Genomic DNA, 18,594 nt, shown 5'->3' with positions numbered 1-18,594 from the left:
CGGCGATGTGTGTGCTGTTTGAATAATTATCGATAGATGTCTTTGTATTTCGTGGGCCAGGCGGCTATGGTGCCGTGGTATGTTGACGATGTGGAAGATCTCGGCGCAATGGTGATCGCACAGATCGTCACCGTCGCCGTGGCTGTTCTGGCCATCGTGTGGAACCAGCAGCGCACCGTGGCCGCGCTGCGCAGCGAGATGCGCACCGAGATCGCCACGCTGCGTACTGAGATGCGCGAGGAGATCGGGGCGCTGCGCGGCGAGATGCGCGAGGAGATCGGCGTGCTGCGTGAGGAGATCGGGGCGCTGCGCACCGAGGTGGCGGCGAACGGCGAGCGTCTGTCGCGTATCGAGGGCTATCTGGGGATCGGCATGTCCGCCGAGGCCGCAGCGGGCGCCGCAGGGGCGTTCATCACCGCCGGCGCCCGAGCGGCCCAGCCCCAGCCCGCCGACTGACGACGCCCCTCTCGGCACGCGCGTCCCGGCCCGTCACCCGGTCGCGCTCTTGGCGCGGGCTGCGTCCTCCTTGGGTCGCCTGCTGGGCTCTTGGGACTGCTCGTGTGGGGTGCGGAGTCTCGCAGCGCTGGGGTCCGGGTTCTCGTCTCGTTGTGCGGCCGGCGGCGGGTCGAGCGTCTCGCTGGTGTGCGGCGCTGCGGGCGTGGGGGGCTGGATGCTTGTGGTTGTCGTGGTGTCCTGCTGTGTGCTGCGGCGCGGCCGGTCGGCTAATGTGCGAGGCGACTCTCGCTCAGGAGGTGCACATGCCCGCCAGGACCGTACACAACGCTTCGGGGTTCGCAGCGGCGCCTTTGGCGCGCGGGCGCGCCCATTCTGCGGGGGGGGGGGGGGTAGAGCACTAGCTCGCCGTGGCGTCCGCCTACCCCTGGTCGCGCTGGTTGCCGCAATCTTGGCCGCGGTCTTGGCCGCATCGAGCCCGGTCGCGGCCCAGACCGGGCCCTCGGATGGCTCGGAGGTAGTCTGGTCTGCCACCCTGAGCGTCTTGCAAATCGACGCCCATTACACCGGCTGTAGTGACACCGTCATCGCTACCAGATGCTCTTTGCTACTTACGGACACCACGATCAGAATCGGGAGCACGACCCATAGGGTGACGGACATCACCACGGACAACCAAGCTTTGGCCATTTACGCTGAACCCAGCTTCCCAAGTCGGTTACACGGAACTTGGGAATTGACAGTGGCCGGAGACGAACAGCAAGGGACGCGAACGTACAAGGTAGAAATCGACGACCTCTATGGGCTCGACAATATTGCGGTTTTCAATAACTACCCATTGTTGCGAGCGGGCCAAACGGTAACCTTCACGCTGCGCAGGCCCTACGAGGAAGTAGTGGCCGAGCAAGCGCAGAATGGGGCCACCCGGTCGGCCAGCGCGTGCCCCGGAGCCGTAGACGCTGGCGCCCACTGGCATTGCCACGGCGACGCCGTCTACCACCAGCACGGGCCGGAGTGGAGCTACCGTCACCCGGCCCCGGGCCAAGCGGTGCGCACGACCCCGGACCCGAACCCGGTCGCCCCTGCTCCGGCGACTGAACCGTCAAGCGCGGCCGATAAGGCGAAAGGCTTCGGCGATTGGCATACGCACCCTGACGGCAGGTTCCACCGTCACGGGTAGGCGATTGGGCGCATCCCGTTCGGCACCATCCCGTACAACCCCCCCCCCAAAGAAATCCTGCGCCGGTACGTCGCCATCGACCGGCTCGATGCCATAGACCCCGCCTTCGCGGCCTTGGACGCCATTCTCGACGACGTCCTGGCCTTCGGCGTGGCCGAGGTGCGTGCTGCCCGTGCGCTGGTGGAGAACACCGCCGGCCTCTCGGCGCGTGACGCCCTTCACGCAGCGGTGATGGCGAATGCGGGCGTGACACGCATCTTCAGCTTCGACAGCGGCTTCGACACTGTCAGAGGGTTGGAGCGGCTGCGCTAGCCCCGCACAACACTGCGGTTCAGCGTCAAACTGCCGAAGTCCCAAGTATTGAAGGGCGCGTCGTCATAGCTGAGACTCATTCGAATGTATGATTTGTATTGCATCAGTCATGTCGGGGCAAAAGGATAAAATATCATGCATCCTGCCGCCTACCTCACCGGCATCACGAACCGGGCGCGGTTGGGGCGAGCCGTCAGGCGCCTTCGGAAAGAACGCGAGATGACGCAGGAGCAGCTCGCGCAGGCATCGGGAGTGTCGCGCTTGTGTGTGCGCGACCTTGAGACGGGCAACCGATCGGTAGGCAGCACCAACGTCATCCGGATTCTCCGCTCGCTCGATCACGAACTGGTCATCCGGCCTCGGCGTGCCGCAGAGCCATCAGATCGCTCATGTGCGCACCTGGAGGATGCGGAGTGAGTGCCGAAGCGGTGGTGGTGCTGCACGGCCGAGTTGCGGGGCAGGTGTCCAAGACGAGGCGGCAAGGCGCCGTGCTGCGGTACGACGAATCGCACCTGGCGAGGTACGACCCGACGCCGCTCTCCCTCGCCTTCCCTCTGGACCGACGCGAGCACCATGTGACGGACTGGCTTGACGGACTCCTGCCTCCCTCGCTTGATCTTCGCCAGTTCATCGGTCGGCAGTACGGCGCAGCCGGCCAGCATCCGGTGGACCTCCTGTGCACGCCCATCGGGATGGACTGCGCGGGGGCCGTCCAGTTCTACGCGCTCGGAGACGGCGACATCGGCAGGAACAGCGGCGCCGATCTTCTGTCAGAGCAAGACATCGAGCATGGGCTGCTCTCCTTGCGACGCGGCGCTGACGCATGGGCCGCCGCAATGGGCCGGCCGCTGTCGTTCAGCCTGTCGGGAGCGCAAACGAAGATCGCCCTGCGGCGGATGCCAGACGGGCGATGGGAACTCCCCTTCGGCGACGAGCCGTCAACGCACATCTTGAAGATCTCCAGCCCCGGCTGGACCGGCAACGACATCATCGAGCACATCTGCATGAGCGCCCTCAGCGCAGTCGGCATCGATGCCGCTGACACGGAGATCGTGGAATTCGGCTCGGCGAGAGCGATCTGTGTGACCAGGTTCGACAGAGAGCCCGGTGACGACGGCCGCCTGCGCCGAGTCCATCAAGAAGACCTGTGCCAAGCGGCAGGGGTGCCTTCCCACATGAGGCAGCAATGGGCCGGCGGCCCGTCGCCCGCCCGGATCGCCCGCATTCTCTGGGATGAGACCTACGACGGCGACAGATGCGTGCGGGCATTCCGGGATGCGCTGATCGCCAACTGGGTGCTGCTCGCCGGCGACGCTCACTCCAAGAACTACAGCCTCCGGCTGGAGGGCAGCGATGTGTCGCTGTGTCCGCTGTACGACGTTTGCAGCGAAGCGCCGTGGAAGAGCGAGGAAGAGCGCAGGTACATCCAGATGGCGATGAAGTGCGGCGACTCGTTCGACGCACGCGACATGGGCCGACAGGAGTGGGAAGCATGCGCCGAGTCGCTGCGGCTTCCCAAGCGCGAGACGATTGAACGAGCTGAAGAACTGTCCGAAGCGATCCCCAAAGCGGTCATCGACGCTGCTGCGTCCTTGCCGGCCCACCTCCGAGAAGTCGACGTCGTCGATGCCTTGCATGGCGTGATGACCGGCAGGACTGCGACATGCCAAGAGGTACTCGCCGGTGGCGCCGCACCCAGTCGGAGTCGTTAACAGCGGCCCGGCCGGTCGGCTAATGTGCGAGGCGACTCTCGCTCAGGAGGTGCACATGCCCGCCAGGACCGTACACAACGCTTCGGGGTTCGCAGCGGCGCCTGTGGCGCGCGGGCGCGCCGATTCTGCGGGGGGGGGGGGGGTAGAGCACTAGCTCGCCGTGGCGTCCGCCTGCGCCTGGTCGCGCTGCTGCTGGCCGCGCTGGCTGCGGCGGTGTTGGCTGCATCGAGCCCGGCCGTCGCCCAGACCGTCCCCGATGGCGGGGAGGAAGCTTGGTCCGCCACGCTGACGGTCCAGACACGTGCAGACGGGGTTACGCGTGGCTGTGACAACAGCGGCGCCAATCGATGCGCTGCGCATTTGACTGACCCCACCTTCCAGATCGGGACCACGACCTACACGGTGGTAGCGGTGACGGGCGGTACCAGCGCGTTGGTGATAACGACCAGGCCCGCCCTGCCGTGGGGTCGGGTCGCGGGCTGGCAACTGGCGATAAACAGAGGCCCATCTCGCGGGCTGAGCACGTACACGGCGCGCGCCGAGTCTGTGAGCATCATCGTGTCGGTGTCGGGTTACCCGTTCACGGCGGGCGAATCGGTGAAGCTCACGCTGTACAGGCCCTATGAGGACGTAGCGGCCGAGGACGCGCGGAAAGGGGCCAGCCGCTCGGGCGCGTGCGGCTCGCCAAACCTGGAAGGCCTATCGGCTGCCAAGCAAGCCGTTCAGGCAGAAAGCGCCGAGCAGGGCTTGTGGCATTGCCACGGCGACGGCGTCTATCACCGGCACCCGGATTGGCGCTACCGTCACCCGGCCCCCGGCCAAACGGTGCGCCCGACCCCGGACCCCAACCCCGTCCCGCCTCCTCCTGCGACTGCCCCGTCAGGCGCATATACGCAACAGAAAACGGGTGCTCCGGCTATCAAGACCGAAGGCTTCGGCAACTGGCACTCGCACCCTGACGGCAGGTTCCACCGCCACGGCTGAGCGATTGGGCGCAGCCCTTCCGGCGCCATCCCGTACAACCCCCTTTCGAAGCGTGCTTGGGAACCCGCTGGAACCACAATCCAATATTGCGCACCATTGACGTTAGTAATGAATGACGTTATGGTTGCCTCCGGTGAAGCGCTTCAGGAACAGCGACGCCGAGCGCCTCTTCGCCGGGCAGACGGTTCGACGATTGCCCATTGACATCCAACGGCGAGCCCGGATGAGGTTGCAGCGAGTGGTGGCGGCTGCGGCTCTCTCTGATCTTCGGGTACCGCCGTCCCACCGACTCGAAGCCCTCCGGGGCGATCGCAAGGGCCAATACAGCATCCGCATCAACGACCAGTGGCGCGTGTGCTTCGTCTGGACGGACCAAGGTGCCATGAACATCGAAGTCATCGACTACCACTGAGGAGAACACGTATGACTGCCACCGAGCCAATCCACCCCGGAGAACATCTGACGGAGATCATGGAGGAGTCGGGCATTACCCAGTACCGCCTGGCCAAGGCGGTGGGAGTTCCCCAGGTTCGCATCCATGACATCGTCCACTGCCGGAGGTCGATCACGGCGGATACGGCGCTGCGAATCGGCCGAGCCCTCGGCATGACTCCTGAGTTCTGGCTGAACCTTCAGCGCATATACGACTTGGATGTTGCTCGCGCCAAAACCGACGTGAGCGCCATCGAGCCCCTCATTGAAGTCGCCTGACACGACTGATGCATCGTGACCGAGGGCGTGTTCCACCAGGCGGTGACTGGCTGGCAGAAGCCGGCAGCGCGTCCGGCGATGTCGTGCGCGGCACTGTAGGCGACGATGGTTTGATGAGCGTCGGCTCGATGCCGCCGGACCCAAAGGCCGATGCGTCAGCGGCCGAACCTCACCGGCCCAGCCTCACCGGCCGGCGGGTCGAGCGTCCTCGCCTGCTTTGTGCTGCGGCGCGGCCGGTCGGCTAATGTGCGGCGCGACTCTCGCTCAGGAGGTGCACATGCCCGCCAGGACCGTACACAGCGCTTCGGGGTTCGCAGCGGCGTCTTTGGCGCGCGGGCGCGCCGATTCTGCGGGGGGGGGGGGGTAGAGCACTAGCTCGCCGTGGTGCCCGCCTGCGCCTGGTCGCGCTGCTGCTGGCCGCGCCGGTTGCCGCTGTCTTGGCCGCATCGAGCCCGGCCGTCGCCCAGACCCCGTACGGCGCGGAGGAAGTTTGGTCCGCCACGCTGACACCCCAGCGAGTAACAGGCGGGTCGTTCGGCTGCACTCAAAGCGGCACCACCAGATGCGCTGAGCACTTGACGACCCTCACCTTCAGAATCGGAAGCAGGACCTACAGGGTGCAATCAGCGGCCGCCGGTAACAGCGCGTTCCAAATTTGGACTATCCCCCCGCTGCCGCAGGATGCGGTCAAGGGCTGGCAGTTGGTAGTAAACAGAGGTCCAAACGGCGGGACGAGCAAGTACACGCTCCGAGAGGGGCAAGGCATTTGGGCGCAGGAGGGTAACGCCTGGTCGTCGGACCATACGGCAGAGATCACCCTGTACAGGCCCTACGAGGACATAGCGGCCGAGGACGCGCGGAAACCGGCCGGCCGCTCGGGCGCGTGCGGCTCGCCAAACCTGGAAGGCCTATCGGTTGCCAAGCAAGCCGTTCAGGCAGAAAGCGCCGAGAAGGGCTTGTGGCATTGCCACGGGGACGGCGTCTATCACCGGCATCCGGATTGGCGCTACCGTCACCCGGCGCCGGGCCAAGCGGTGCGCCCGACCGGGGACCCGGTCGCCCGGCCTCCGGCGACTGCCCCGTCAAGCGCGGCCGATAAGGCGAAGGGCTTCGGCGATTGGCACTCGCACCCTGACGGCAGGTTCCACCGCCACGCGGGCGGGCATTAGCCATGAGCGACCCGCCGCAGCCCTGTCCCTTGCGAGTGCGACTCGGGCGGGTTCTGCGGAGGCTGCGGCCACGCGGGATGCGGGGGCCGGAGATGGCCGGCGAGTAGATCGGGGCCACTCCGTCGTGATGCGGCGTCCGATGAGTGAGCGGCCCCGCGACACCGTCGCTGTGGCAGATCACCTCTGACGGCTTCGAACCCGCCGAATCCTGGGACTGCGTCTGAGTTCGTCACGCACTGCCGGTTTGCTGCTTCGGCGACAACTGCCTCGTGCGTCTGTGCCGCCTACAGTGCCGCGCGTTGCTGTACAGGTTCGATCAAGGGGGAGTGGCAGTGGCCGACGACAAGGACGCGTGGCTGGCAGCCACCGTTGAACAGCCGATCGACGCCGACGAGGAGATCGTCGATCCGCATCATCACCTGTGGGACTTTCCGGCAGGCACGTACCTAGTGCCCGAACTGCACGAAGACACGGGCGCTGGCCACAACGTCACCCAGACCGTGTTCGTGGAGTGCGCTGCGGGCTACTACACGAGCGGGCCTGAGCACATGCGCCCGGTGGGCGAGACGGAGTTCGTGCGCGAGCAGGCGGCGATCTCTGCTGAAGCCGACGGCGCGACCATCTCGGCCATCGTCAGCTTCGCCGACCTGACGCTGGGCAATGCCGTCGAGGAGGTGCTGGCGGCGCACGACGAGGCCGGCGAGGGGCTCTTCCGCGGCATCCGCCACGCCAATGCCTGGGACGGCAGCGACCAGATCCGCGAGAGCCACACCAAGCCGCCGCCCGAGCTGCTCGCCGACCCGGACTTCCGGGCCGGCTACGCGACGCTGGGCCGGATGGGCTTCAGCTTCGACGGCTGGATGTTCCACACCCAGGTCAGCGAACTGGTCGACCTCGCGCACGCCGTGCCCGACACGCCCGTCGTGCTCGACCACCTCGGCGGCCCGCTCGGCATCGGCCCCTATGCGGATCGCCGGGATGAGGTGCGCGCCGCCCTCCGCCCGGCGCTCGAAGCGCTCGCCCGCCACCCGCAGGTCACCGTCAAGGTCGGCGGGATCGGCATGAGCATCTATGGCGTGGGCTTCAAGCGGCTGCCGCAGGCGCCGTCGTCGGAGCACGTCGCGGCCACCTGGAGCGACGACATCCGCCACTGCATCGAGACCTTCGGCCCTGACCGGGCCATGTTCGAGAGCAACTTCCCGGTCGACAAGCAGGGCTGCTCGTACACCGTGCTGTTCAACGCCTTCCAGCGCATCTGCGATCAAGCGGGCTACACCGCCGCCGAGCGTGCCGACCTGTTCGCCGGCACAGCGCGCCGCTTCTACCGAGTCGACCCGCCCGCATAGCGCTGACCGACGAGCCCGTCTGTGCGCCGCCGGCCAAACCGCCCGCTCAGCTGCACACCGGCTGATTGGCGTTGATGCCCCATAAATAGGGGTGCAACGCCCCCATATATAGGCCATCATGCCCCCAAGTTGTGGGGCATCTGCTTAGGCTGGTGCCATGGGGAGCGACCATGCACCGCCGTTGGCAGGGCGGCCGGCCGGCGGGCCGGACCCGGGCGCATACCTGCCGAGGGTGGTGGACAGCGAGATGAGCGACGCCCTGCGCGCTTCGCCGGCGGTGCTGATCGAGGGGCCGAGGGCGTGCGGCAAAACGTGGACAGGCCGCCGGTTCGCGGCCGGCGAAGTGCTGATCGACGCTTCGGTCCGGGCGCGGCTGGCAGCCAGCCTCGATGCAGCAGTGCTGCTGGACGGGCCGCCGCCGCTGCTGCTCGACGAGTGGCAGCTCGCGCCCGACATATGGAACCCGATGCGACGCGCCTGCGACGACCGGGGGCGTCCCGGCCAGTTCATCCTCACCGGCTCTGCGGACCCGCCAGATGACGTCACACGGCACTCAGGAGCGGGGCGGGTGCTGAGAGTCCGCATGCGTCCCATGAGCCTGTTCGAGTCGGGCGAGTCTGACGGCGGCGTGTCTCTGGAAGCGCTGTTCGGGCCGGGGCGGTGCGCGGCCCCGGACTCGGGCCGTCACCTGGGAGACATCATGGCGCTCGTCTGCCGGGGCGGATGGCCCGCTCTGGTGAACAGCGACGCCGACCCAGCCTCGGCGTTGCGCGTGCTGAGGGGATACCTCGACGAGATCAGCCGCACCGACGTGTCCCGGGTGGACGGCGTGGCCCGCAATCCCGCTGGGGTTCGCAGGCTGCTGGAGTCGGTGGCTCGCAACGTCGCGACCGAGGCAAGCTTCGCCACATTGGCGTCGGACACCGCAGGCGACGATCCCACGGTCGACCGCAAGACGGTCTCGTCGTACATGGCTGCCCTGGCACGCTTGTACGTGGCAGAGGACCTTCCCGCCTGGAGGCCCCACATCACCTCGCGCTCAGCATTGCGCAAGGCGCCCAAGCGCCACTTTGCCGACCCTTCCCTCGCTGCGGCTGCGCTCGGACTCATGCCCGAAGCAGTGATGTCGGATCTCAAGTGCGCGGGGCTGCTGTTCGAGTCGCTGGTCGTGCGCGATCTGCGGGTGTACGGCCAGGCCGCCGGCTGCGAGGTGTCGCACTACCGAGACAGCGACGGGCTCGAGGTGGACGCCATCGTCCGGCGCGCCGACGGCCGCTGGATCGCGGTGGAGATCAAACTCGGCGGCGAGGCCGCCGTCGAGGGGGCCGTTCGAACACTGAAGCGGCTGCGAGACCGCGTCGACGCGGAGCGCACCGGTGAGCCCGCCCGGCTCGTGGTGGTGACCGCGGGGGGCTATTCCTACGAGCATCCCGAGGGAGTGTCGGTGGTCTCGATCACCGCTCTCGGCCCATGACAGGCGCCGCGGACGCGGTCACGGCCTCGGTGAGAATCGTCGGCATTGCCGACTTGACGCTGGGCAATGCCGCGCAAGAGGCACCGGCGCACACCGGGGAGCTGGGCTGTGTCTCGCCGGAGCGGGGCTAACGCAGGCGTTCCAGCCCTGCGACAGCGTCGAAGCCGCTGTCGAAGCTGAAGATTCGCTTCACGCCCGCGTTCGCCATCACCGCTGCATGAAGGGCGTCACGCGCTGAGAGGCCGGCGGTGTTCTCCACCAGTGCACGGGCAGCACGCACCTCGGCCACGCCGAAGGCCAGGACGTCGTCGATGATGCCGTCGAGGGCCGCGAAGGCGGGGTCTATGGCATCGAGCCGGTCGATGGCGACGTACCGGTGGAGGATTTCTTGGTACACCTCGACGTCGGTGACCAGTGCTTCGCCGGATTGCACCAGGCGTGTGAGCATGGCGACTGTCCGGTCCTTGTTCGGGTGCGCCGCGCCGACGAGATACATCGGGATGTTGGAGTCCACAAAGATCATGGGGTGCCACGACCGGCATCGATGTCGCGCAGCATGTCGTCGATGTCTGCCGTCGGGAACTCGTGGTTCGACGCTGCGGCCACGGCTCGCAGCTTCATGCCGATCGCATCAGCCGATGGGTGCTGATCGCTTCGAGCCTCGCGCATCGCCTGACGAACCCACTCTGCGACCGTCAGTCGAGACGCTCGTGCGGCCCCTTGGATCTCTGCGTATTCGTCCTCGGGCACCAGAACTTGCAGTCGCTTCGACACAACGATGAGTATATCCGACTACCAACGGACGAGATTTGACTCATGCCGATGCTGACGCGAATCGACACTGAGGTTCCTTGGGCGGTGCGCCGTGGGGTCATGAGGACTTGTCGATGTTGAACGTGAATCCCGACGGTCGGGCTACGCCGCCGCCTCTACGGCGTCGACCCGCCCGTGAGTGCTGACCGATGAGCCTGGCGTTCAATCGCCGCGCCGCTAATCTCGGGGAGTGAGAGACTGACAGTAAGGCGCATTCTGATGTCGGAAGTGTCGTCGTGGCAGCTGCGGACCCAGCGGCCGCTGTACACGATCGCCGAGGCGGCCCAGATTGTCGATGTCCCCGCCTCGACCATGGGTACATGGGTGAAGGGCTATCGCCGCCGACCTCGCGACGGTCGCCCGGTCATCGGCGAACCGATCATCACATCGTTGAAGGCAGGTTCGCGTGGAACGCCCTCGATCCCGTTCATCGGGACTGCTGAAGCGCTCGTCGTCGCTGCCGTTCGCCGTCGGGGTGTGCCACTGCAACGGGTGCGACCTGCGCTGGAGACACTCATCCAGGAGCTCGGGGTCGAATACGCCTTGGCGTCGCGGAGGCTCTACACCGACGGTGCTGAGATTCTCTTCGACTACGGCGATCGATTCTGCGACACCGAGGTGGGTCATGCGGCTATGGAGCTCGTGGTCGTCAGGAATGGCCAAGGGGTGTTCGCAGAGGTCATCTCCGACTACCTCGAGCGCATCGACTATGCGACCGATGGGTTTGCCGAGCGGATTCGCATTCCGCCTTTCGAAAGCGGCGTGATCGTTGCTGACCCGAAGCGGGCTGCCGGTGCGCCGATCTTCGCCCGCGGCGGTGCCCGCGTCATCGACGCCATGAGCCTGCTTGATGCGGGCGAATCGGCGCGAACGGTGAGCGAGGAATACGGGATGCCTGAAGAGCATCTCTGGGATTTCCTGCGTGTCACATCCAGCTGGGCTGCCTGACATCTTCTTGGACCGAAGCCTGGGGCGCAAGGGTGTCCCGGATCGGCTTCGCTCTGCCGGACTGCGCGTGGTCACGCTGGCCGAGCATTACGGCGTGCCCGCTGACGAAGACGTGGCAGATGAGACTTGGCTCGAACTCGTGGCACAACGCGACTGGATCGCCTTCATGAAGGACAGGCGGGTTCGCACACGCGAGGGATGGGCCGTCAATCTGCACGGTGTTCGCTGCTTCTGCCTGCATCCGTCCCAGGGCTTGAAGGTGCAGGCGATGGCAGATCGCTTTCTCGACAACTTGGCCGCTATTCGTGCAGCATGCATTCGACCGGGGCCGTTCTTCTACCACGTGCAGGCCAACGGAATTCGCCTGCAGCGGCTCCCGATGTAGCTGCTCAGGAGCCGCGCAGCGGGCTAGGTCAGGCCGATCCCTTCGTGGGGCAGGGTGGCCCACTGGGTCTCGTCGTGCCCGTACAGCAGGTGGCAGCCACCCTCGTCGCGCAGTGACTTGAGGTGACGCATCGACTCGAGCTGCATGTCGTGGTCGTAGCCGAAGGGCGGCAACAGCATCCGGTCGAGCACGTCCTGCCAGTAGATGCAGTCGCCGGTGAGCACCACCGGACCGCTGTCGAGCTCCACCCGCAGTGACTGGTGGCCTGCGGTGTGGCCCGGCGTGGGAATGCACGTGACCGAGCCGTCACCGAACACGTCGTGCTCGCCTTCGATGAGCAAGAGATCATGCCCGAGGTCGAAATCCTCGGGCTTGTACACCTCGTACTCGATGAGCTTGGGGTGATGCCCCGACTCCCACTCGGCCCGCTGGCAGATCAGCCGCGCATTGGGCAGCAGCTCGGTGCCGCCGCAGTGATCGAAGTGCAGGTGGCTGAAGATGACGAACGTCAGCTCGGCCGGATCCACGTCGACGCTCTCGAGCCGGGCCGATACCTCGTCTTCCGCGGAGTAGTCCGCTGTGAATTGCTTGGCCAGCCGCGGGTAGCGCGCGCCCACGCCTTCCTGCACCTGGGGGTGCATGCCCGTGTCGAACACCAGCGTCTGGCCGCTGGGGTGGCGCACCAGCCAGCTCGGGATGGGCAGCCGCACGTTGCCGGGCGCATCCTTGATCACCGACGCGGTGGGAGTGGACAGCCAGCCGCACTCAAGCGGGACGAGTGAGAGGCTCATCAGGCTCAGTACCTCCTGCGCGCCCTGTCCGGCGCCGTATCTCCTGCGCGCCTTATCAGGCGCCGAAGCCCTTGCCCATGGGGCGGTGATCGGGGAAGTCGGGATCACGGCGCTCCATCTGGGCCTGGAAGGCCTCGCCCATGTCGTCGGTGTCGAACATCGCCGCGTTCCACGTGGCGATGTACTCCAGCCCGTCGGCCACCGAGTGATCGCGGCTGAAGTTCATCGACTGCTTGGTGCCCCAGATCGCCATCGGGCTCTTCGCGGCAATCTGTGCCGCAATGTCGCCGACCGCTTCCATCATCGAGTCGTGGTCGTCGTAGACGGCGTTCACAAAGCCGCGGTCGAGCGCCTCTTCAGCATCCATACGACGGCCGGTAAAGGCCAGTTCGCGCACCACGCCCTCAGGCACCAGCTTGGGCATGCGCTGCAGCGTTCCCACATCGGCGGTCATGCCGATGTTGATCTCCTGGATCGTGAAGAACGCGTCCTGTGTGGCGTAGCGCAGGTCGCAGGCCGACACCATGTCGACGCCGCCGCCGACGCATGCGCCCTGGATGGCCGCGATGACCGGCAGCCGGCTCTGCTCGAGGGCATTGAAGGTCTGCTGCGCGCGCAGTGCTGTGTTGCGGATCTGCGCACGTGTCCGGCTGCTCTGCCCGCCGCCCACGCCGCTGGTCGGCTCACCGAAGTCGCCGAACACGGAGAGGTCCATGCCCGAGCTGAAGTGCCTGCCGATCGCCGACAGCACGACGACCCTGGCGTCGGACCCAGAGGTGATCCCTTCGGTGATCTCGGGCAGTTCCTTCCAGAACTCCAGGATCATCGAGTTGGCCTTCTCGGGCCGCTTCAAGACCAAGTGGGCGACGTGATCGCGCACTTCCACGTCGAAGCAGGTGTACTCGGACTCGCTCATCGTTCATTCCCCTCGTCGCAGGACTGTCCGCTCGTAAGACAGTCCGCCATAGTCAAGCGCAACGGCGGTCTCGCCGGGCGAGCTGGCATCGGGCCGGCTGCGGGCTGCCTGCGTGACAGCAGCGAGCCCGGCGCTACTGTCGCCCGCGATGCCCGCCGAGCCTGCCAGTGAGCCCGCCGCCGAGCCGCCTGCTGCGACTGCCGCCGACGTAGCTGCCGAAGCGCCGCTTGCCGGCATCCGCGTCGTCGAGATGACGATGTACGTGCAAGGGCCCACGAGCGGGCTCACCCTGGCCTCCCTCGGTGCCGATGTCATCAAGATCGAACAGGTCGGCCAGGCCGATTACATGCGCAACTTCACGAGCCTGTTCGGGGTGACCTTCGACGAGCGAGGCCAGGAGTGGCTCTACGGCTCGGTGAACCGCAACAAGCGATCCTTGGTGCTCGATGTCGCATCGGAGGCGGGACGCCCCGTCTTCGAGCGCCTGATCGGCCAAGCCGATGCGTTCATCTCGAACATGCGAGCCGACGGCCTCGAGCGCTTCGGGGCCGACCCCGACACGCTGCTCGGGATCAACCCCCGGCTGGTGTACTGCCGGGGCGGGGGATTCGGGATGCGGGGCGAACTGGCCGACGACATGTGCCAGGACACGGTGGGCATGGCTCACGCCGGGTTCATGGACGCAATCTCGGATTCGGATGTGCCGACGTACCCGCCGGGTGCGCTGAGCGACATCCTGACCGGCACCAACATGGCCTCGGGCGTGATGGCCGGCCTGATCAAGCGAGCGGGCACGGGCCGAGGCTGCGTGGTGGGCACGTCGCAGACGCAGGCGCTGCTGTGGCTCACCAGCCAAGCCGTGGGTGTTGCCGCGAATGTCGGCCAGCGCATGGATCGCTTCGACGTCTCGGGAGCGTGGAACCCCCTGTTCACGGTGTACGAGACCGCCGACGGCTGGATCGCGATCGCCGCCCTGCAGGATCCGCAGTGGCAGGGGCTGGCCCGCGCTGTCGGCATCGAATCGTGGCTCGACGATCCCCGATTCGCCACCTTCGAGGACCTAGTGGCCAACCGTGACGAATTCACCCCGCTGTTCGCCGAACACATGCGAACCGACACGACGGACCGGTGGTGGCGGGCCATCCGGGGCTCCGGTGCATGGGTGTCGCCGGTGAACCGCGTCGAAGACGTCGCCCGCAACGAAGACATCCTGGCCAACGAGTACCTCGTGACCTTCGACGACGGCTTCATCGGCCCGCCGTCCATGTTCGACGTCGACGAGTTCCGCGGCATGCGAGGCAGCACCGCTGACTACGGCGAGCACACCGACGAGATCTTGGCCGAGCTCGGCTACGACGACGAGCAGATCCTCGAGCTCAAGATCGCCAACGCCGTCTGGTAGCGCCCGCCCACCGACGGCAGGCGCCGCGACCGAGTTGCCGCTGCGCGCTCGGCAGGAACAGGTTGCACTTGCCGGCTCAGGGTGCCGCCCGCACAGGCGTTGCGGTGCGTTCTATGGAAAGAGGGCGGGTTCGCGTGACAGGCCGGGTTTGGGGGACGGTGCGATGCCGAGGCGCACCGCGTCTTCCGAAGACCCGCTATGCGCAGCCGCTCTGGGTCGCTGTGTTTGGGGTGTGCCGTGCGGTGGTGGGTGTGCCCTAGAGTGCTGTGGCCGATGGGCTGGCTGCGTGCGTTCGCGGTCGGCTCACGAGAGCTCACCAAGAAATTCGAGAAATTCGGAGATTGCAATGAAGCTTCTGGGAAGGCCTATTGCCGGGGGGGGGGGGGCAGGCTAGCCCTTCCCGTTGTGTCGGCGGGATTCGCCGGCGCATAGCTGCGGTGGCTGCGGTCGCAGCGCTGTCGCTGGTGCCGACAGCGTCAGCCGGTGCTGCCGAGCCGGTCGAGTCGCCGCCCGAGCCGCCTACCGGGCTGCTGGTGGACGCTGCAGGCGACGGCATCACCGTGAGTTGGCAGGCAGCCACGACCGGCACCACGCCGACCGGCTACAAGGTGCGCGTCAACCCTGACTGCGGCGCGCGCAAGACCAAGACCGTTGCCGCGGACACGCTCACGGTGACGTTCGGCAGGGTCAAGCACTGCGACACCTACAAGGTGTGGGTCAAGGCCCAGCACAGCGCAGGCAGCAGCGACAAGCTCGCGACGACATGGCAGCGGCCCCAAGCCCAAGGACTGGACGTCGAGCCGGTCACGGAAGCCGGCCCAGCCGACCAGCCGGTGCTGATGCGCTGCTCCTCGCCGTCAGAATCCGGCTGCGTGCCCATCGCCGACGCGAGCAACGATCCAGACCTTGCTGAGGTGCTGCGCTGCTTCCAGAACCCGAGCGACTGCGAGTACGCCGAGGAAAGCGGCAACCACGGCGACGGCTGCTATGCGATTGTGCTCAATCGACACACCCACTTTCGTGCCTCAAGCAGCAACACCGGAGGCTGGTACCGCACCCCGTGTTTCGGGTCTGAGGAATACAGGCGACTGTACGATGCCTCGGTACGCGCTGGCTCACGGACTCAAGCGATCAAGTGGTACCCCAACTACCCACCCGACCCCATCTGCGTGGACGCCGGTGAAGGCGGTCGCGTTTATCATCCACAGACAGGCAAGCAAGTCTCGCTCTGGCGGTTCTACAACTGCCGTCCCCAATAGAACGCTGACGGCTTCGCCGGGCTGTTCCTCGATCCACGGGGAGCGGCCCGGCGTTGTCGCGTTCGCGCGAGACTCGCGCCATGAGACGGTTGATGCATCTCGCCGTCGCGCGGTGAGGGAATCGATGCAGCTAGGGGCCGAGGGCGGTGACGGGTATGACCGCGACGCCGTCGCGTCGCCGGTAGCCGTTTCCGACCGCGGTGATGACGGCGAGTGCATCCGGTGATCCTGCAGAGGCCGTATCTACCGTGTTACGCAGCTTGAGCAAGGTCCGCGCCGCGTGCGCAATTGCGGACTCTCCTCCCAGCTTGATCTCGATGGCCAGCCACGATCCGTCTCGCCGTTCGACAATTGCGTCCACCTCAAGACCGTTGCTGTCGCGGTAGTGCGCAAGCTGACCACCGAACGCCTGCGCATAGACCCGAAGATCCCGAATCACGAGCGATTCGAACAGCAAACCGAAAGTCTCGAGATCGCCGAGCAGTTGCGCCGGGCCGGCATCGAGGGCCGCTGCGGCAAGCGATGGGTCGGCCAAGTGACGCTTCGGTGTCTGTCGCAGACTTGCCCTTGAGCGCAAGGCTGTGGACCACGCCGGAAGGTCCTCGGTGACATACACGCGAGCGAGCGCGTCGAGGTATGCCGCCACGGTCCGCGGGTCGAGCGGCATCTCGCCGCCGACATCGGTCGCGAGCGTGCGCTGGGAGACCTCACTGGCGGTGTTGCGCGCCAAGGACCGCAGCAGGCGCCTGAGACGGACCGGGCTGCGGGATGCGCCGAGCTGCGGGATGTCGGCACGGCAGACTTCGTCGAGATAGGACGTCGCGTATGCCTGCGCAGCCACGACGTCGAGGCCGATGCTCGCCGGCCATCCTCCCCGGCACGCTGTCTCCACCAAATCTGCCAAGTTGACCGGTGATTGCTCGACATACCCGACTGGGCTCTCAAAAAGGCTGTTGAGGCCGACTTCTCCAGTCGACAATCCCGTCTCGAACAGCGACATCGGGCGCATGCGAACCCGCTTGATGCGACCGGCCCCAGTGTGGCGGGTGACGTCGTCGGCCGGAACTGCGGAACCGGTCAAGATGAAGCGCCCAGGTCGCCGACCGTCGTCGGCCGCGGCCCGCATCTGATTCCAGATCTCGGGTGCGAGCTGCCACTCGTCGAGCAGACGTGGCTCTGGGCCGGTGAGCAGCCCCACCGGATCCACGTCGGCCGCAATTCGAGCCCCCGCATTCCCAGCGAAGAGGACCTCGCTGCGAGCGTGCTCACGTCCTGTCGAGGTCTTGCCGCATGCGCGAGGGCCGTCAAGTACGACAGCAGGCAGTGCGCGCAGCGCCGACTCGATCTCTGCATCGACGACGCGCCGGACGTATCCCGTCGTCGGAGCATCGAGCCCGGTGTCGGTCACAAGATCGATTGTACTCAACGAAGACAAACTGATACATCATTTATGGCCAGCACAATGCATCAAAAAGGGAGTGTCGGATACACTGTTTGGGGACCAGGCATCCGAGCCGGCAAGGGCGAGCGGGCTTCGATGCAGACATTCAGCTGCTTGCATTGCGAGGGCCGGCTCGCCCTGCTGGCCGTCGAAGGAATAGCTGCGTTTGGGATGTGCCGCGCGGCCGTGTGCGTCTTGTAGCTTGTGGCGACCGGTGGGCCGGCTGCGTGCGTTAGCGGGCGGCCCACGAGAGTTCACGAACAAATCGGAGATCGTAATGAAGCTTCTGGGAAGGCCTATTGCCGGGGGGGGGGGGGCAGGCTAGCCCTTCCCGTTGTGTCGGCGTGATTCGCCGACGCATAGCCGCAGTGGCTGCGGTGGCGGCGCTGTTGCTGTTGCTGGCGCCTGCGTCAGTCGGTGCTCAGCAACCGGTTGAGCTGCCGCCCGCGCCGCCTACCGGGCTGCAGGTGGACGCGGCCGGGGACAGCCTCACCGTGAGTTGGCAGACAGCCGCGACCGGCAGCACCCCGACTCGCTACAACGTCAAGGTGAAGCCCGACTGCGGCCAGCCCATGCGCGAGACCGTCCCCGCAGACACGCTGACGGCGACGTTCCGCGAGGTCAAGCACTGCGACACCTACACGGTGTGGGTCCGCGCCCGCAACAGCGCAGGCACGAGCGGCAAGCTGACGACGACATGGCAGCGGCCCCAGCCGCAAGCACAGCCCCACCAGCCGCAGCCGCCGCAGCCGCAGCCGCAGCCGCAGCCGCAGTTTGAGGTCGAGGAAGTCCGAGAGCCGCAGCCAGCACAGCAGCAGTTCGAGGTCGAGGCGTACGAGGAGCCAGAAGCGCAGCCGCAGCAGCCGCAGCAGATCGAGGAAGTCGAGCAGCCGCGGCCGCAGCAGTTGGAGGTCGAGGAAGTCGAGGAGCCGGAGGCCCAGCCGCAGCAGTTGGAGGTCGAGGAGATCGAGGAACCCGCGAAACCTGCGATCCCGGAAGTCGAACCCGATCAGCCTGAGGCCCAGCCCCAGCAAGACAACACCCAGCGCAGCGGCCAACCCTGCCAAGACGAACAGTTTGCGGGGACCTACACAATCGTCGTCCCCGCGCACTTGGTCCCCAAAACCCCCGAGAACCCGAATCCCGTCGGCCACTGCATCGTCTCGGGCAACGGCGACGGTACCCACGACGTCTACTGCTTCTAGAACGCTGACGGCTTCGCCGGGCTGTTCGGCGATCCACGGGGAGCGGCCCGGCGTTGCTGTCGGGCGGCGTTGCAGCGAGCTGTTCGCCAGGGT

General features: G+C 66.5%; 20 protein-coding genes. 15 read left to right on the top strand and 5 right to left on the bottom strand.

Annotated elements, in window-relative coordinates:
• Positions 1-36 precede the first annotated feature (36 nt).
• The 10 genes from ACOGI8_RS11360 to ACOGI8_RS11315 all read left to right on the top strand — a co-directional run bounded on the left by ACOGI8_RS11360 (position 37) and on the right by ACOGI8_RS11315 (position 9,472).
• Complete coding sequence (locus ACOGI8_RS11360) at positions 37-456, top strand: hypothetical protein (RefSeq protein WP_419853914.1); 420 nt, start codon at positions 37-39, stop codon at positions 454-456.
• A gap of 1,180 nt (positions 457-1,636) precedes the next feature.
• On the top strand, positions 1,637-1,945 hold the full coding sequence (locus ACOGI8_RS11355; protein WP_419856403.1) for a type II toxin-antitoxin system VapC family toxin: 309 nt from the start codon (positions 1,637-1,639) through the stop codon (positions 1,943-1,945).
• 135 nt (positions 1,946-2,080) lie between these two features.
• Positions 2,081-2,362 carry a helix-turn-helix transcriptional regulator gene (locus ACOGI8_RS11350; protein ID WP_419853913.1) on the top strand — a complete coding sequence of 94 codons (282 nt, stop codon included), beginning with the start codon at positions 2,081-2,083 and terminating at the stop codon, positions 2,360-2,362.
• Positions 2,359-3,657 carry a HipA domain-containing protein gene (locus ACOGI8_RS11345; protein WP_419853912.1) on the top strand — a complete coding sequence of 433 codons (1,299 nt, stop codon included), beginning with the start codon at positions 2,359-2,361 and terminating at the stop codon, positions 3,655-3,657. The genes ACOGI8_RS11350 and ACOGI8_RS11345 overlap by 4 nt, the downstream gene beginning before the upstream one ends.
• A gap of 360 nt (positions 3,658-4,017) precedes the next feature.
• Complete coding sequence (locus tag ACOGI8_RS11340; RefSeq protein ID WP_419853911.1) at positions 4,018-4,641, top strand: hypothetical protein; 624 nt, start codon at positions 4,018-4,020, stop codon at positions 4,639-4,641.
• Between the two features lie 112 nt (positions 4,642-4,753).
• Positions 4,754-5,053: a type II toxin-antitoxin system RelE/ParE family toxin gene (locus ACOGI8_RS11335; protein WP_419853910.1), complete on the top strand. Its 300-nt coding sequence runs from the start codon at positions 4,754-4,756 to the stop codon at positions 5,051-5,053.
• Positions 5,054-5,064: 11 nt separating this feature from the next.
• Positions 5,065-5,352 (top strand): HigA family addiction module antitoxin, encoded by a 288-nt coding sequence (locus tag ACOGI8_RS11330; RefSeq protein ID WP_419853909.1) that lies wholly within the window; start codon positions 5,065-5,067, stop codon positions 5,350-5,352.
• Positions 5,353-6,820: 1,468 nt separating this feature from the next.
• Positions 6,821-7,867, top strand: a complete 1,047-nt coding sequence (locus tag ACOGI8_RS11325; protein WP_419853908.1) for an amidohydrolase family protein — start codon at positions 6,821-6,823, stop codon at positions 7,865-7,867.
• A 157-nt stretch (positions 7,868-8,024) separates the two neighbouring features.
• Positions 8,025-9,341: an ATP-binding protein gene (locus ACOGI8_RS11320; RefSeq protein ID WP_419853907.1), complete on the top strand. Its 1,317-nt coding sequence runs from the start codon at positions 8,025-8,027 to the stop codon at positions 9,339-9,341.
• The gene (locus ACOGI8_RS11315) at positions 9,338-9,472 is read left to right on the top strand and encodes a hypothetical protein (protein WP_419853906.1); all 135 of its coding nucleotides are present in this window, start codon (positions 9,338-9,340) and stop codon (positions 9,470-9,472) included. Before ACOGI8_RS11320 ends, ACOGI8_RS11315 begins: the two co-directional genes overlap by 4 nt.
• On the opposite strand, the gene ACOGI8_RS11310 is transcribed toward ACOGI8_RS11315, so the two are convergent.
• Positions 9,469-9,864, bottom strand: a complete 396-nt coding sequence (locus ACOGI8_RS11310; RefSeq protein WP_419853905.1) for a type II toxin-antitoxin system VapC family toxin — start codon at positions 9,862-9,864, stop codon at positions 9,469-9,471. The genes ACOGI8_RS11315 and ACOGI8_RS11310 overlap by 4 nt on opposite strands.
• Positions 9,861-10,115, bottom strand: coding sequence for an antitoxin (locus tag ACOGI8_RS11305; RefSeq protein WP_419853904.1), 255 nt, complete (start codon positions 10,113-10,115; stop codon positions 9,861-9,863). The genes ACOGI8_RS11310 and ACOGI8_RS11305 overlap by 4 nt, the downstream gene beginning before the upstream one ends.
• 258 nt (positions 10,116-10,373) lie before the next feature.
• Between ACOGI8_RS11305 and ACOGI8_RS11300 the strand changes: the two genes are divergently transcribed.
• A complete protein-coding gene (locus ACOGI8_RS11300) occupies positions 10,374-11,102 on the top strand; it encodes a DUF433 domain-containing protein (RefSeq protein ID WP_419853903.1) in 729 nt (242 codons plus the stop codon).
• Positions 11,077-11,487, top strand: a complete 411-nt coding sequence (locus ACOGI8_RS11295; RefSeq protein ID WP_419853902.1) for a hypothetical protein — start codon at positions 11,077-11,079, stop codon at positions 11,485-11,487. Before ACOGI8_RS11300 ends, ACOGI8_RS11295 begins: the two co-directional genes overlap by 26 nt.
• 23 nt (positions 11,488-11,510) lie before the next feature.
• Here the strand turns inward: ACOGI8_RS11295 and ACOGI8_RS11290 are convergent, their stop codons facing one another.
• Positions 11,511-12,278: an N-acyl homoserine lactonase family protein gene (locus tag ACOGI8_RS11290; protein WP_419853901.1), complete on the bottom strand. Its 768-nt coding sequence runs from the start codon at positions 12,276-12,278 to the stop codon at positions 11,511-11,513.
• A 55-nt stretch (positions 12,279-12,333) separates the two neighbouring features.
• On the bottom strand, positions 12,334-13,194 hold the full coding sequence (locus tag ACOGI8_RS11285) for a crotonase/enoyl-CoA hydratase family protein (RefSeq protein ID WP_419853900.1): 861 nt from the start codon (positions 13,192-13,194) through the stop codon (positions 12,334-12,336).
• Between the two features lie 148 nt (positions 13,195-13,342).
• Between ACOGI8_RS11285 and ACOGI8_RS11280 the strand changes: the two genes are divergently transcribed.
• On the top strand, positions 13,343-14,596 hold the full coding sequence (locus ACOGI8_RS11280; protein ID WP_419853899.1) for a CaiB/BaiF CoA transferase family protein: 1,254 nt from the start codon (positions 13,343-13,345) through the stop codon (positions 14,594-14,596).
• Between the two features lie 437 nt (positions 14,597-15,033).
• The gene (locus ACOGI8_RS11275; protein ID WP_419853898.1) at positions 15,034-15,855 is read left to right on the top strand and encodes a fibronectin type III domain-containing protein; all 822 of its coding nucleotides are present in this window, start codon (positions 15,034-15,036) and stop codon (positions 15,853-15,855) included.
• 130 nt (positions 15,856-15,985) lie between these two features.
• Here the strand turns inward: ACOGI8_RS11275 and ACOGI8_RS11270 are convergent, their stop codons facing one another.
• On the bottom strand, positions 15,986-17,263 hold the full coding sequence (locus tag ACOGI8_RS11270; protein ID WP_419853897.1) for an ATP-binding protein: 1,278 nt from the start codon (positions 17,261-17,263) through the stop codon (positions 15,986-15,988).
• Between the two features lie 377 nt (positions 17,264-17,640).
• On the opposite strand from ACOGI8_RS11270, the gene ACOGI8_RS11265 reads away from it, so the two are divergent.
• A complete protein-coding gene (locus tag ACOGI8_RS11265) occupies positions 17,641-18,501 on the top strand; it encodes a fibronectin type III domain-containing protein (protein ID WP_419853896.1) in 861 nt (286 codons plus the stop codon).
• The last annotated feature ends 93 nt before the right edge of the window (positions 18,502-18,594 follow it).

The sequence above is a fragment of the Candidatus Poriferisodalis sp. genome, assembly GCF_965204195.1.
In the GTDB taxonomy this organism is placed as follows: Bacteria; Actinomycetota; Acidimicrobiia; order Acidimicrobiales; family Poriferisodalaceae; genus Poriferisodalis.
The sequence above is the reverse complement of the archived record's forward strand: the minus strand, read 5'-3'. Positions and strand labels throughout refer to the sequence as shown.

What these genes read in the sequence shown, in the direction of transcription:
- ACOGI8_RS11310 (WP_419853905.1), bottom strand. Translation starts at nt 9,864, where the DNA reads ATGATCTTTGTGGACTCCAACATCCCGATGTATCTCGTCGGCGCGGCG.
- ACOGI8_RS11300 (WP_419853903.1), top strand. Translation starts at nt 10,374, where the DNA reads ATGTCGGAAGTGTCGTCGTGGCAGCTGCGGACCCAGCGGCCGCTGTAC.
- ACOGI8_RS11335 (WP_419853910.1), top strand. Translation starts at nt 4,754, where the DNA reads ATGACGTTATGGTTGCCTCCGGTGAAGCGCTTCAGGAACAGCGACGCC.
- ACOGI8_RS11280 (WP_419853899.1), top strand. Translation starts at nt 13,343, where the DNA reads ATGCCCGCCGAGCCTGCCAGTGAGCCCGCCGCCGAGCCGCCTGCTGCG.
- ACOGI8_RS11350 (WP_419853913.1), top strand. Translation starts at nt 2,081, where the DNA reads ATGCATCCTGCCGCCTACCTCACCGGCATCACGAACCGGGCGCGGTTG.
- ACOGI8_RS11285 (WP_419853900.1), bottom strand. Translation starts at nt 13,194, where the DNA reads ATGAGCGAGTCCGAGTACACCTGCTTCGACGTGGAAGTGCGCGATCAC.
- ACOGI8_RS11320 (WP_419853907.1), top strand. Translation starts at nt 8,025, where the DNA reads ATGGGGAGCGACCATGCACCGCCGTTGGCAGGGCGGCCGGCCGGCGGG.
- ACOGI8_RS11330 (WP_419853909.1), top strand. Translation starts at nt 5,065, where the DNA reads ATGACTGCCACCGAGCCAATCCACCCCGGAGAACATCTGACGGAGATC.
- ACOGI8_RS11360 (WP_419853914.1), top strand. Translation starts at nt 37, where the DNA reads ATGTCTTTGTATTTCGTGGGCCAGGCGGCTATGGTGCCGTGGTATGTT.
- ACOGI8_RS11315 (WP_419853906.1), top strand. Translation starts at nt 9,338, where the DNA reads ATGACAGGCGCCGCGGACGCGGTCACGGCCTCGGTGAGAATCGTCGGC.
- ACOGI8_RS11290 (WP_419853901.1), bottom strand. Translation starts at nt 12,278, where the DNA reads ATGAGCCTCTCACTCGTCCCGCTTGAGTGCGGCTGGCTGTCCACTCCC.